General features: G+C 67.3%; 17 protein-coding genes. 1 reads left to right on the plus strand and 16 read right to left on the minus strand.

Annotation, left to right across the window (positions count from 1 at the left end; genetic code table 11):
• Positions 1-192: 192 nt before the first annotated feature.
• On the minus strand, positions 193-1,815 hold the full coding sequence (locus ACFYZA_RS12950) for an ABC-F family ATP-binding cassette domain-containing protein (RefSeq protein WP_382588744.1): 1,623 nt from the start codon (positions 1,813-1,815) through the stop codon (positions 193-195).
• Between the two features lie 57 nt (positions 1,816-1,872).
• Here ACFYZA_RS12950 and ACFYZA_RS12955 point away from each other — a divergent pair, with 57 nt between their 5' ends.
• A complete protein-coding gene (locus tag ACFYZA_RS12955; protein WP_388489893.1) occupies positions 1,873-2,715 on the plus strand; it encodes a hypothetical protein in 843 nt (280 codons plus the stop codon).
• Here ACFYZA_RS12955 and truA read toward each other — a convergent pair.
• The 15 genes from truA to rplF form a co-directional block, all read right to left on the minus strand.
• Positions 2,686-3,558, minus strand: a complete 873-nt coding sequence (gene truA, locus ACFYZA_RS12960) for a tRNA pseudouridine(38-40) synthase TruA (RefSeq protein ID WP_388489896.1) — start codon at positions 3,556-3,558, stop codon at positions 2,686-2,688. The two genes, ACFYZA_RS12955 and truA, sit on opposite strands and share 30 nt — an antisense overlap.
• 85 nt (positions 3,559-3,643) lie before the next feature.
• A complete protein-coding gene (gene rplQ / locus ACFYZA_RS12965; protein ID WP_382588738.1) occupies positions 3,644-4,132 on the minus strand; it encodes a 50S ribosomal protein L17 in 489 nt (162 codons plus the stop codon).
• A 179-nt stretch (positions 4,133-4,311) separates the two neighbouring features.
• Positions 4,312-5,334, minus strand: a complete 1,023-nt coding sequence (locus tag ACFYZA_RS12970) for a DNA-directed RNA polymerase subunit alpha (protein ID WP_010473911.1) — start codon at positions 5,332-5,334, stop codon at positions 4,312-4,314.
• Between the two features lie 168 nt (positions 5,335-5,502).
• Positions 5,503-5,907, minus strand: a complete 405-nt coding sequence (rpsK, locus tag ACFYZA_RS12975) for a 30S ribosomal protein S11 (RefSeq protein ID WP_003956432.1) — start codon at positions 5,905-5,907, stop codon at positions 5,503-5,505.
• 69 nt (positions 5,908-5,976) lie between these two features.
• The gene (gene rpsM / locus ACFYZA_RS12980) at positions 5,977-6,357 is read right to left on the minus strand and encodes a 30S ribosomal protein S13 (RefSeq protein WP_100578132.1); all 381 of its coding nucleotides are present in this window, start codon (positions 6,355-6,357) and stop codon (positions 5,977-5,979) included.
• Between the two features lie 189 nt (positions 6,358-6,546).
• Positions 6,547-6,660 carry a 50S ribosomal protein L36 gene (rpmJ, locus tag ACFYZA_RS12985; protein WP_003956441.1) on the minus strand — a complete coding sequence of 38 codons (114 nt, stop codon included), beginning with the start codon at positions 6,658-6,660 and terminating at the stop codon, positions 6,547-6,549.
• Positions 6,661-6,720: 60 nt separating this feature from the next.
• Entirely contained in the window at positions 6,721-6,942 is a 222-nt protein-coding gene (gene infA / locus ACFYZA_RS12990) for a translation initiation factor IF-1 (protein WP_003956442.1), read from the minus strand.
• A gap of 182 nt (positions 6,943-7,124) precedes the next feature.
• Complete coding sequence (gene map / locus ACFYZA_RS12995; protein ID WP_382588735.1) at positions 7,125-7,970, minus strand: type I methionyl aminopeptidase; 846 nt, start codon at positions 7,968-7,970, stop codon at positions 7,125-7,127.
• Between the two features lie 287 nt (positions 7,971-8,257).
• Positions 8,258-8,914 (minus strand): adenylate kinase, encoded by a 657-nt coding sequence (locus tag ACFYZA_RS13000; RefSeq protein ID WP_388489901.1) that lies wholly within the window; start codon positions 8,912-8,914, stop codon positions 8,258-8,260.
• Complete coding sequence (gene secY / locus ACFYZA_RS13005; protein ID WP_382588731.1) at positions 8,914-10,227, minus strand: preprotein translocase subunit SecY; 1,314 nt, start codon at positions 10,225-10,227, stop codon at positions 8,914-8,916. The genes ACFYZA_RS13000 and secY overlap by 1 nt, the downstream gene beginning before the upstream one ends.
• Before the next feature lie 235 nt (positions 10,228-10,462).
• Positions 10,463-10,918, minus strand: coding sequence for a 50S ribosomal protein L15 (gene rplO / locus ACFYZA_RS13010; RefSeq protein ID WP_382588729.1), 456 nt, complete (start codon positions 10,916-10,918; stop codon positions 10,463-10,465).
• 1 nt (position 10,919) lies between these two features.
• Positions 10,920-11,102 carry a 50S ribosomal protein L30 gene (rpmD, locus tag ACFYZA_RS13015; protein ID WP_077971845.1) on the minus strand — a complete coding sequence of 61 codons (183 nt, stop codon included), beginning with the start codon at positions 11,100-11,102 and terminating at the stop codon, positions 10,920-10,922.
• Positions 11,102-11,704, minus strand: coding sequence for a 30S ribosomal protein S5 (gene rpsE / locus ACFYZA_RS13020; RefSeq protein ID WP_100578127.1), 603 nt, complete (start codon positions 11,702-11,704; stop codon positions 11,102-11,104). Before rpsE ends, rpmD begins: the two co-directional genes overlap by 1 nt.
• 46 nt (positions 11,705-11,750) lie before the next feature.
• Entirely contained in the window at positions 11,751-12,134 is a 384-nt protein-coding gene (rplR, locus tag ACFYZA_RS13025) for a 50S ribosomal protein L18 (RefSeq protein WP_100578126.1), read from the minus strand.
• 3 nt (positions 12,135-12,137) lie between these two features.
• A complete protein-coding gene (gene rplF / locus ACFYZA_RS13030) occupies positions 12,138-12,677 on the minus strand; it encodes a 50S ribosomal protein L6 (RefSeq protein ID WP_100578125.1) in 540 nt (179 codons plus the stop codon).
• Positions 12,678-12,693 lie beyond the last annotated feature (16 nt).

Consider the following 12,693-nt stretch of genomic DNA (forward strand, 5'->3'; position numbering starts at 1 on the left):
CCGGGACGATGCCCGTATGCGAGCCACTGGTAACTGCTCCAGAGAACTTGCGCAACGGCTGTCGCGTGAGAACGACCGAGCCAATACGCATAACGAACCAGAAGAATACCCGGGCGCCCCCAGGCGGGTCAAAACCGCCCGGGGCCCACCTGAACAGATCCGACCTTCATGGGGTCTGGCCTGCGCGAACGCCTAGCGCGCCCGCTCCACCCGGCGCTCGTCCCACACCGGCTCCGGCGTCTCGCGCACCACTCCGTCCGAGCCGAAGACCAGATAGCGGTCGAACGACTTCGAGAACCAGCGGTCGTGCGTGACCGCGAGGACCGTCCCGTCGTACGACTCCAGACCGTCCTGGAGCGCCTCGGCCGACTCCAGGTCCAGGTTGTCCGTCGGCTCGTCGAGCAGCAGCGCGGTGGTGCCGGCCAGCTCCAGGAGCAGGATCTGGAAGCGCGCCTGCTGGCCGCCCGAGAGCTTCTCGAAGGGCTGGTCCCCCTGCCGCTCCAGCTCGTAGCGCCGCAGCACCGACATCGCGGCCCCGCGGTCCTTGGCGTGCTCGCTCCACAGGATGTCGACGAGGGTGCGCCCGAGCAGCTCGGGGTGGGCGTGGGTCTGCGCGAAGTGCCCGGGCACGACCCGCGCGCCCAGCTTCCAGGTCCCGGTGTGCGCCACCGACGGATCCCCCGCGAGCATCCGCAGGAAGTGCGACTTGCCGGAGCCGTTGGAGCCGAGGACCGCGACCCGCTCGCCGTAGAAGACCTCGAGCGAGAACGGCTTCATCAGCCCGGTCAGCTCAAGGTTCTCGCAGGTCAGGGCGCGCACCCCGGTGCGGCCGCCGCGCAGCCGCATGGTGATCTCCTGCTCGCGCGGCGGCTCCGGCGGCGGGCCAGCGTCCTCGAACCGCTTGAAGCGCGTCTGCATCGCGTGGTACCTGGACGCCATGTCCGGGCTGATCGCCGCCTGGTTGCGCAGCCGCAGCACCAGCGCCTTCAGCCGGGCGTGCTCCTCGTCCCAGCGCCGCTTGAGCTCCTCGAAGCGCGCGAACCGCTCACGGCGGGCCTCGTGGTACGTGCCGAATCCGGCGCCGTGCACCCACACGTCCGTCCCCGCCGGGCTGGGCTCCAGGCTCACGATCCGCTCGGCGGCCCGCGAGAGCAGCTCCCGGTCGTGCGAGACGAACAGCACCGTCTTGCGGGTCTCCCGCAGCCGCTCCTCCAGCCAGCGCTTGCCCGGCACGTCCAGATAGTTGTCCGGCTCGTCCAGGAGCAGCACCTCGTCCGGCCCGCGAAGCAGCGCTTCGAGCACCAGCCGCTTCTGCTCACCGCCGCTGAGCGTGCGCACCTCACGGAACTGCGCCTTGTCGTACGGCATGCCGAGGGCGGCCGTGGTGCACATGTCCCAGACCGTCTCGGCCTCGTAGCCACGCGCCTCGGCCCAGTCGCTGAGCGCCTGCGCGTACTTCATCTGCGCGGCCTCGTCGTCGACCGTCATGATCAGGTGCTCGGCCGCGTCGACCTCCGCGGCGGCCTCCTTGATCCGGGGCTGGGCCACGGAGACCAGCAGGTCACGCACGGTCCGCTCGTCGCGCACCGAGCCGACGAACTGCGGCATCACCCCTAGCCCGCCGCTCACCGACACCGAGCCGCCGTGCGGCTGGAGCTCGCCGGAGATCATGCGGAGCAACGTCGTCTTGCCGGCCCCGTTGGCGCCGACCAGGGCCACCACCGAGCCCTCCGCCACCCGGAACGAAGCGTCGCCGAGCAGCACCCGCCCGTCCGGCAGGTAGTACTCCAGGTGTGCAGCCTCTAGATGTCCCATGCTGCGGATTGTCGCCCAGCTCCTGCCCCCCTGAACAATCGAATTAGGATGCGCGGCATGAGCTTTGGGCAAGGGGGACCCGGGTGGGGCCCGGGGGATCAGCAGACACCGGACTGGGCGGCACTGGCCGACGCGTCGGCCGCGCGCAACCGGCGCAAGAAGTGGCTGTTCATAGGCGGGGGTGCGCTCGCCACGGCGGCGGTCGTCGCGGTGGTGGCCACCGTCATCGTCACCGCGGGCTCCAAGGACGACGGGAAGTCCGCGAGCGAGCTGCCCTCTCCCCCGGCGCTGCCCAGCAACAGCGCCGAGCCGGGGCCCTCGTTCTCCCACGTGGCCCCGCCGCCCCCGCCCAACCCGTACGACTACGTCGCGAGCGCGAAGAAGGACAAGGCGCCGCTGAGCGCCGACACCCTCTTCCCCGGCAAGAGCCTCACCCTGGGCAGCGGCGCCTACGCCAAGGGCCCCACCGACAAGGTCACCGAGTGCTCCTCGGTCACCCAGGGTTCGCTCGGCTCGGCCCTCACCAACAACGGCTGCCGCCAGGTCATCAGGGCCACCTTCACCAAGGACGGCGTCGCGGTCACCGTCGGCGTCGCCGTGTTCGACACGGACGTGCAGGCCACGAAGGCCAAGCAGCAGGCGTCCGGCGGTATCGCCTCGCTCTCCGGCTCGGGTGTGAACACCTTCTGCCGGGGCGGCTCGGTCTGCCGCAACACGACCAACTCCTATGGCCGCTATGCCTACTTCACGATCGGCGGCTTCGCCAACGGGAAGAACGTGACGAAGGGCGACGCGGCCGTCTTCACCGCCGGCGACGACCTCGCGAAGTTCACCTTCGACCAGATCGTCGCCCGCGGCCGCAACCAGGCCTCAGCAGCAGCCGTTCAGCCCGCCGGCTGAACTCCCGGGCAGCGTACGCATGTTGCGCGCCTCCTTGCTGCGCGCGGCCAGCAACTCGTCGGCGGGGTAACCGACTTCCTCCAGGGTCAGGCCGTGCGGCTTGACCACATGGACGGAGGAGTCGCGCACCGCCGCCGCCAGGACCTTGCCGGGCCACTCCGGACCCCGGTGGCCGTCGCCGACGTGGAGCAGCGCGCCCACCAGCGAACGCACCATGTTGTGGCAGAAGGCGTCCGCGCGCACGGTGGCGGTGACGATCCCGTCGTCACCGCGCACCCAGGACAGCTCCTGGAGGGTGCGGATGGTGGTGGCGCCCTCGCGCTTCTTGCAGTACGCCGCGAAGTCGTGCTCGCCGAGCAGCGCCGCCGAGGCCGCGTTCATCGCCTGGACGTCCAACTCCCAGTCGTGCCACAGGACATGACCCCGCACCAGCGGGTCGACGCCGCCGACGCAGTCCGTCACCCGGTACGCGTACCGCCGCCAGATCGCGGAGAAGCGCGCGTTGAACCCGCTCGGCGCCTCGGCGACCCGCCAGACCCGCACATCGTGCGCAAGCCGCCCGGCCAGTCGCCGCAGCAGCTTCTCGCGGTGCTCGGCCCACACCTCCTCGGGCAGGTCCACGTGCGCGACCTGGCCGCGTGCGTGCACCCCGGCGTCGGTGCGCCCGGCGACGGTCAGGCCGTACGTCGCGTCCGACCGGGTCACCGTGCGCAGCGCGTCCTCGATCTCGCCCTGCACGGTCCTGCGCCCGAGCGGCTGCCGGGCCCAGCCGGAGAAGTCCTTGCCGTCGTACGACAGATCAAGACGCACCCGGACGAGGCCGGGCTCCACCTCATCACTCACGTAACAGATCCTCTCAAAGCATCCACACAGCAGAACGGGCCCGCCCCCCGAAGGGAACGGGCCCGTTCACCAGCCTTCAGAACGCTTACGCGTCCTTCGCCTCGTCGGCCGGCTTGGCGTCCTCGACGGTCTCGGCCTCAGCGGCCTTCGCGTCGGACTCCTTGACGGCGCGCACGGTGGCGGCCTCGGCCTCGGCAACGGTCGCCTTCTTGGCGATCTCGCCCTCGACCAGCTCGATCACGGCCATCGGCGCGTTGTCACCACGGCGGTTGCCGATCTTGGTGATACGGGTGTAACCACCCGGACGCTCCTCGTAGCGGGGCGCGATCTCGGTGAAGAGGGTGTGCACGATGCCCTTGTCGGTGATCGTCTGCAGCACCAGGCGACGGTTGTGGATGTCGCCCTTCTTCGCCTTGGTGATCAGGCGCTCGGCGACGGGACGCAGGCGACGGGCCTTGGCCTCGGTCGTCGTGATCCGGCCGTGCTCGAAGAGCGACTTCGCCAGGTTGGCGAGGAGCAGCTTCTCGTGCGCGGCGCTGCCGCCGAGACGAGCACCCTTTGCGGGACGCGGCATGGTGTTTCTCCTTGGTGTCTGCCCCGGCCGTATCAGGTACCAGGGTCAGTATCCGAGCAGGCGGTCGCCCGTCGGAGATCCGGGAGCTCCCCGAAGGGGGCGCCCGGAAGGGGCGCGGGGAACTGCGCGATCAAGCACAGCGGACCCGCACCCAAGAACGGACCGGATGGCCCGAGCTCTTAGTACTGCTCGGTCTCCACGAACCCGGCGTCCGCGTCATCATCGGCGCCGAAGGCGTCAGCCGCGGCGGTCGGGTCGAAGCCGGGAGGCGAGTCCTTCAGCGCGAGGCCCATACCGGCCAGCTTCGCCTTGACCTCGTCGATCGACTTCGCACCGAAGTTGCGGATGTCGAGCAGGTCCGCCTCGGAGCGCGCCACGAGCTCACCCACGGAGTGGATGCCCTCACGCTTGAGGCAGTTGTACGACCGAACGGTGAGCTCGAGCTCCTCGATCGGCAGCGCCAGGTCGGCGGCAAGGGCGGCGTCCGTGGGGGACGGGCCCATGTCGATGCCCTCGGCGTCGATGTTGAGCTCGCGCGCCAGACCGAACAGCTCGACCAGGGTCTTACCGGCCGACGCCATGGCGTCACGGGGACGCATGGCCTGCTTGGTCTCGACGTCGACGATCAGCTTGTCGAAGTCGGTGCGCTGCTCGACACGGGTCGCCTCGACCTTGTACGTGACCTTGAGCACCGGGGAGTAGATGGAGTCGACCGGGATACGGCCGATCTCCTGGCCCAGCTGCTTGTTCTGCACGGCGGAGACGTAGCCGCGACCGCGCTCGACGGTCAGCTCCATCTCCAGCTTGCCCTTGCCGTTGAGCGTGGCGAGCACCAGGTCGGGGTTGTGCACCTCGACACCGGCCGGCGGGGCGATGTCAGCAGCGGTGACCAGGCCGGGACCCTGCTTGCGCAGGTACATCACGACCGGCTCGTCGTGCTCCGAGGAGACGACCAGCTGCTTGATGTTGAGGATGAGGTCGGTGACGTCCTCCTTGACGCCCGGCACGGTGGTGAACTCGTGCAGGACACCGTCGATCCGGATGCTGGTGACAGCGGCACCGGGGATCGAGGAGAGGAGCGTACGACGCAGGGAGTTGCCGAGCGTGTAGCCGAAGCCCGGCTCCAGGGGCTCGATGACGAACCGCGAGCGGTACTCGTCAACAACCTCTTCGGTCAGCGAAGGGCGCTGAGCGATAAGCATGTGGAGATCCTTCAGTCATGGGCACCCACTATTTGATGCCCTGCTGGGTACTGCGTACTGCAAGGGTACGGGCGGCACGGCCCGAATGAGCCGTACCGCCCGAGCCTCAAGGCAATCCTCGAAGCAACCTCGCGTCAGACGCGGCGGCGCGGGGAGCGCCGCCCCGGATCAGACGCGGCGGCGCTTCGGCGGACGGCAGCCGTTGTGCGGCGTCGGGGTGACGTCCTGGATCGAGCCGACCTCGAGGCCAGTGGCCTGGAGGGAGCGGATCGCGGTCTCGCGGCCGGAGCCCGGACCCTTGACGAAGACGTCAACCTTGCGCATGCCGTGCTCCTGCGCGCGGCGGGCGGCCGACTCGGCGGCCATCTGCGCGGCGAACGGAGTCGACTTGCGGGAGCCCTTGAAGCCGACGTGGCCGGCGGACGCCCAGGAGATCACGTTGCCCGAGGGGTCCGTGATCGAGACGATGGTGTTGTTGAACGTGCTCTTGATGTGCGCGTGGCCGTGAGCGACGTTCTTCTTTTCCTTGCGGCGCACCTTCTTGGCAGCGCCCTGACGACCCTTGGGGGGCATGTCTTACTCCAGATGGAGGGGAGGTGATCGGTCCTACAGCGAAGACCGCTGAAAAGCGTCCGCTGTGGACTACTTCTTGCCCGGCTTCTTCTTACCGGCGATGGCGCGACGCGGGCCCTTGCGGGTACGAGCGTTCGTGCTGGTGCGCTGACCGTGGACCGGCAGACCACGACGGTGGCGCAGACCCTGGTAGCAGCCGATCTCGACCTTGCGGCGGATGTCGGCGGCGACCTCACGGCGAAGGTCACCCTCGGTGCGGAGGTTGGCGTCCACGTACTCGCGGATCTTGACCAGGTCCTCTTCGGCCAGGTCACGAACGCGGGTGTTCGGGTTCACACCGGTCGAGTCGAGGATCTCCTTGGACCGGGTGCGCCCGATACCGAAGACGTAGGTGAGTGCGATCTCCACACGCTTTTCGCGCGGGATGTCAACACCTGAAACGCGTGCCATTTACTGGCTCCAGTTGTTTTCGGGGGTCTTCCACAGCACCGCTCCCGACCGCCGTACTAGGTACGTTTCGGGTCCCCGGCCCCCGCCGGAGGTGTCACCAGCCGGGGAAACCGGCCAGGTGGATGCTGCGTATGTACGTTTTGCTCGCGTCGCTTGAAGAACTGCGAAATGCAGGTCGGTCGGCGTGCGTCAGCCCTGGCGCTGCTTGTGGCGCAGGTTGTCGCAGATGACCATGACCCGGCCGTGACGGCGGATCACCTTGCACTTGTCGCAGATCTTCTTGACGCTCGGCTTGACCTTCATGGGATGTCAGGTTCTCCGGGTCAGTGCCACCGCCGTCCGTCAGGACGACGTGGGCAAGATCTACTTGTACCGGTAGACGATCCGGCCACGCGTCAGGTCGTAGGGAGAAAGCTCCACCACGACCCGGTCATCCGGGAGGATACGGATGTAGTGCATCCGCATCTTGCCGCTGATGTGCGCGAGGACCTTGTGACCGTTCTGGAGTTCCACCTTGAACATGGCGTTCGGGAGGGACTCGATCACGGTGCCCTCGATTTCGATGGCACCTTGCTTCTTGGCCACGCTTCGCCTTTCGAATCGGCTACCTTGATCGACTCCCGCAGCCGTGTGTGGACACACGGGTACACGAGAGCCGACGCATCAGTCTACGTCAGGGCACTCGAAAAGACGAATCAGATGAGTTTGCCCCAACGAGGAGATCGTTACGCCAGGTGCCGAGGCCACCTATTCCCCGGCCTCCCCGCTCAGCCCAGCGGATCCGGGGCCGTCGTGACCCCGTACTCCGCCAGCTTCGCCCGGCCGCCGTCCGGCATCGTCAGGACCAAGGGACCGTTCTCGGTCAGAGCGACCGAGTGCTCCCAGTGCGAGGACCAGGAACCGTCCGTCGTGATGACGGTCCAGTCGTCCTCCAGGACCTCCGTGCGGGGGGTGCCCAGGGAGACCATCGGCTCGATCGCCAGGCAGAAGCCGGGGATCAGCTTCGGGTTGTGGCGGCCCAGCATGCGGCGCTTGTCCACGTAGTTCAGGAGGTGCGGGTCCATGTGCATCTCGGAACCGATGCCGTGGCCCCCGTAGTCCTCGACGATCCCGTACTTACCGGTCGAGGGACGCGGCTGGCGGCGGATGTAGGACTCGATCGCGCGCGAGACGTCGATGAGCTTGTTGCCCTTCTTCACCGCGGCGATACCGGCCCACATGGACTCCTCGGTCACCCGGGAGAGCTCCACCAGCTCGGGGGCGTGGCCGCTGCCGACGAAGGCGGTGTACGCGGCGTCGCCGTGCCAGCCGTCGATGATCGCGCCGGCGTCGATGGAGATGATGTCGCCGTCCTTCAGGACGGTCTTGTCGTCCGGGATGCCGTGGACGACGACCTCGTTGACCGAGGTGCAGATCGTGGCGGGGAACCCGCCGTACCCCAGGAAGTTCGACTTCGCGCCGTGCTCGGCGATCACCTTGCGGGCGACCTCGTCCAGGTCCTTCGTCGTGGACCCCGGCACCGCGGCCTCGCGGGTGGCGGCGTGGATCGCGGCGACGACCAGTCCCGCCTCGCGCATCTTCGCGATCTGCTCGGGGGTCTTGATCTCCACCATGTGCGGCTCACGCCTTTCCGGTACGGGTATGGGTCACCCTCAACGATAAGGCTTCCGGGACCGGCCTCGACCGGGCCGCCCGGGGCCGCGCGGCCCGGTGCCGGCACACCCGGCCCGTCATGGGGGTCCCCCTGGCCCTTAAGGCCTTGGGGGAGATTGAGGACGAGCGCCCTCAAGGCGCGAACGGGGTCCGGGGCGGAGCCCCGACGGCCGGACCCGGGCCAGGACGCAGAACGGCCGCGGCACCCCCGCCAGGGGGCACCGCGGCCGCTCAGGGAAGCCGGGTACTACGCCGCGTCGCGACGCAACGCTTCCATCGCCTTCTTCGTGACCTCGTCCACCTTGCCGAGCGCGCTGATCGTGATGACCAGGCCCTGCGCACGGTAGTAGTCGATGATCGGCTCGGTCTCGCTGTGGTAGACCTCGAGCCGCTTGCGCACGGTGTCCTCGGTGTCGTCACCGCGCTGGTACAGCTCGCCGCCGCACTTGTCGCAGACGCCGTCCTGCTTCGGGGCGTTGTACGCCACGTGGAAGACGTGCGAGCTGTCGTTGCGGCAGATGCGCCGCCCGGCGATCCGCTTGACGACCTCGTCCTCGGGGACTTCGAGGTCGAGCACGGCGTCCAGCTTCACGCCGTCCGCCTTCAGCACCTCGTCCAGCGCCTCGGCCTGCACCACGTTGCGCGGGAAGCCGTCGAGCAGGAAGCCGTTCACGGCGTCCGGCGCTTCCATGCGGTCCTTGGCCATCCCGATGGTGACCTCGTCCGGTACCAGGTTGCCGGCGTCCATGAACGCCTTGGCTGCCTTGCCCAGCTCCGTGCCCTGGCTGATGTTGGCACGGAAGAGGTCGCCCGTGGAGATGTGCGGGATCGCCAGGTTCTGGGCAAGGAACGCGGCCTGCGTTCCCTTGCCTGCACCGGGCGGTCCAACGAGGACGATTCGCATCAGCGGAGGAACCCTTCGTAATTGCGCTGCTGAAGCTGGCTCTCGATCTGCTTAACGGTTTCCAGACCCACACCCACGATGATGAGGATGCTCGTCCCGCCGAGCGGGAAGCTCTGGACGCCGCCGAAGATGATCAACGCCATTGTCGGTACGAGCGCGATCAGCCCCAGATACAGCGACCCCGGCCAGGTGATCCGGTTGAGTACGTAGCTCAGGTACTCAGCGGTCGGTCGGCCAGCCCGGATGCCCGGGATGAAGCCACCATACTTCTTCATGTTGTCGGCGACTTCCTCGGGGTTGAACGAGATCGCCACGTAGAAGAAGGCGAAGAACACGATCAGGAGGAAGTAGCTGACGATGTAGTAAGGATGGTCGCCCTTGGTCAAGTTGTCCTTGATCCAGGTCGCCCAGCCGGCCGTCGAGTTCGAGAACTGGACGATCAGCGCCGGGATGTAGAGCAGCGACGAGGCGAAGATGACCGGGATCACACCGGCCTGATTGACCTTCAGCGGGATGTAGGTCGAGGTCCCGCCGTACGAGCGGCGGCCGATCATGCGCTTCGCGTACTGAACCGGGATGCGCCGCTGGGCCTGTTCGACGAAGACCACGAGACCGACCATGACCAGGCCGACGAGCACCACGGTGCCGAACTCGATCCAGCCACCGGCCAGGTGACCCTGCTTCTTGATGGCCCACAGGGAGCTCGGGAAGCTGGCGGCGATCGAGATGAACATCAGGATGGACATGCCGTTGCCGATGCCGCGGTCGGTGATGATCTCACCGAGCCACATGACACAGGCGGTACCGGCGGTCATCGTGATGACCATCGTGATGGTCGTGAAGATCGACCGGTTCGGGATGATCTCGGTGGCGACCTGGCACCCGTTGAAGAGGGCGCCGTTGCGGGCGGTGGCCACCAGGCCGGTGCCCTGGAGGATCGCCAGCGCGACAGTCAGGTAACGCGTGTACTGCGTGATCTTCGTCGTACCCGCCTGGCCCTCCTTCTTGAGGGCTTCCAGGCGCGGGATCACCACGGTCAACAGCTGCAGGATGATGCTCGCGGTGATGTACGGCATGATGCCGAGCGCGAAGATCGTGATCTGCAGCAGCGCGCCGCCGCTGAACATGTTCACCAGACTGAACAGGCCGCTGTTCTGCTGGGCCTGGTCGACACAGGTCTGTACGTTCTTGTAGCTCACCCCGGGCATCGGAATGTGCGTACCGAGCCGGTAGACCACGATGATGCCGAGTGTGAAGAGCAGCTTCTTGCGCAGGTCAGGCGTCTTGAACGCCTGGGCGAACGCGGTGAGCACGGTGCCTCCTGCGACCCCCGCGCAAGTGCGTCAGGGTGACGGTCTTGAGGATCGACGAATAAGGATAGAAGTCTTGATCTGCCAAAAATCCGTACTGTAGCCGTCCAGGCACACAGCACGGAACTTAGACAGTGCACGCCACCTTACCGGCGACCGTGCCCCCCTAGGAACGACCAACCGGGGATGCCCCATTTGAGAGGCATCCCCGGTCGGATGTTCAAGCCATCAAGCTGTCTCAGACAAGCTCGGTGACGGTGCCGCCGGCGGCGGCAATCTTCTCCTTGGCGGAGCCGGAGACGGCGTCAACCGAAACCTGCAGCGCCACGGAGATCTCGCCCTGGCCCAGGACCTTGACGAGGCTGTTCTTGCGCACCGCGCCCTTGGCGACCAGGTCGGCCACCGTGACCTCTCCACCCTCGGGGTAGAGAGCGCCGAGCTTGTCCAGGTTCACGACCTGGAACTCGGTGCGGAACGGGTTGCGGAAGCCCTTGAGCTTCGGAAGACGCATGTGGAGGGGCATCTGGCCACCCTCGAAGCGCTCCGGAACCTGGTAACGGGCCTTCGTACCCTTGGTACCACGACCTGCGGTCTTACCCTTGGACGCCTCACCACGACCCACACGGGTCTTGGCGGTCTTGGCGCCCGGGGCAGGACGGAGGTTATGGGCCTTCAGCGGGCTGTTCTCACCCATGTCAGTCAACCTCCTCAACCGTCACGAGGTGGCGGACGGTCTGCACCATGCCGCGGAACTCGGGGCGGTCCTCCTTGACAACCGTGTCGTTCAGGCGCTTGAGGCCGAGCGAACGCAGGGTGTCGCGGTGGTTCTGCTTGCTGCCGATGTACGACTTCGTCTGCGTGATCTTGAGACGGGCCATTACGCACCCGCTCCCGCACGTGCACGAAGCAGAGCCGCGGGGGCAACGGCCTCGAGGGGCAGACCACGGCGAGCCGCGATCTCCTCGGGACGCTGCAGGCCCTTGAGGGCCGCCACGGTCGCGTGCACGATGTTGATCGCGTTGGAAGAGCCGAGCGACTTCGACAGGATGTCGTGAACGCCGGCGCACTCCAGAACGGCGCGCACCGGGCCACCGGCGATAACACCGGTACCGGGGGCAGCCGGCTTCAGGAGCACGACGCCGGCGGCACGCTCGCCCGTGATCGGGTGAGGGATCGTGCCCTGGATGCGCGGAACCTTGAAGAAGTTCTTCTTGGCTTCCTCGACACCCTTGGCGATGGCCGCGGGAACTTCCTTGGCCTTGCCGTAACCGACACCTACGGTGCCGTCACCGTCGCCCACCACGACCAGCGCGGTGAAGCTGAAGCGGCGACCACCCTTGACAACCTTGGCAACGCGGTTGATCGCGACAACGCGCTCAACATAAGCGGTCTTCTCGGCGGCAGCGCCACCGTCGCGACCCTTCCGGTCCCGCCGCTCGCCGCCACCGGCACCGCTTCCGCGGCGCTGGGGTCCAGCCATTGGATTTACCTCTCTCTGTTACGTCCGTTAGTCCCGGAACCGGGGCTTAGAACTTCAGCCCGGCTTCGCGGGCGGCGTCAGCCAGAGCGGCAATGCGCCCGGCGTACCTGTTGCCACCACGGTCGAACACGACGGTCTCGACGCCGGCGGCCTTGGCGCGCTCGGCGACCAGGGCGCCGACCGACTTGGCCTGCGCGGACTTGTCGCCCTCGCCACCACGGATCGACGCGTCCAGAGTCGACGCCGACGCCAGGGTGTGACCCTTGAGGTCGTCGATGACCTGAGCGGTGATACCGCGGTTGGAACGCGTCACGACGAGGCGCGGACGCTCCGCCGTACCCGACACGTGCTTGCGGATGCGGACGTGGCGACGTGCCTTGGCGGCACGCTTGTAAGCGTCGCCCTTGGCGATCTTCACACCGTATGCCATGGCTTACTTACCAGCCTTTCCGACCTTGCGGCGGATGACCTCGCCGGCGTACTTGACACCCTTGGCCTTGTACGGGTCGGGCTTGCGCAGCTTGCGGATGTTGGCGGCGACCTCGCCGACCTTCTGCTTGTCGATGCCCTCGACGCTGAGCTTCGTGGGCGACTCGACCTTGAAGGTGATGCCCTCGGGGGCCTCAACGGTGATCGGGTGGCTGTAGCCCAGCGCGAACTCCAGGTTGGAGCCCTTCGCCTGGACGCGGTAACCGACACCGCTGATCTCGAGCGCCTTGGTGTAACCCTGGGTCACGCCGGTGATCATGTTGGCCACCAGCGTGCGGGACAGGCCGTGCAGGGCCTTGTTCTGACGCTCGTCGTTGGGGCGGGTGACGTTCAGAACGCCGTCCTCACCCTTCACGATCTCGATGGGAGCCGCAACAGCGTGCGTGAGGGAACCCTTGGGGCCCTTCACGTGGACCGTACGGCCATCGATGGTGACGTCCACACCGGCGGGAACCTGGATGGGGAGCTTGCCGATTCGCGACATTAGCTTTTCCTCCGTT

This window comes from Streptomyces sp. NPDC001828, assembly GCF_042892175.1.
Taxonomy (GTDB): Bacteria; Actinomycetota; Actinomycetes; order Streptomycetales; family Streptomycetaceae; genus Streptomyces.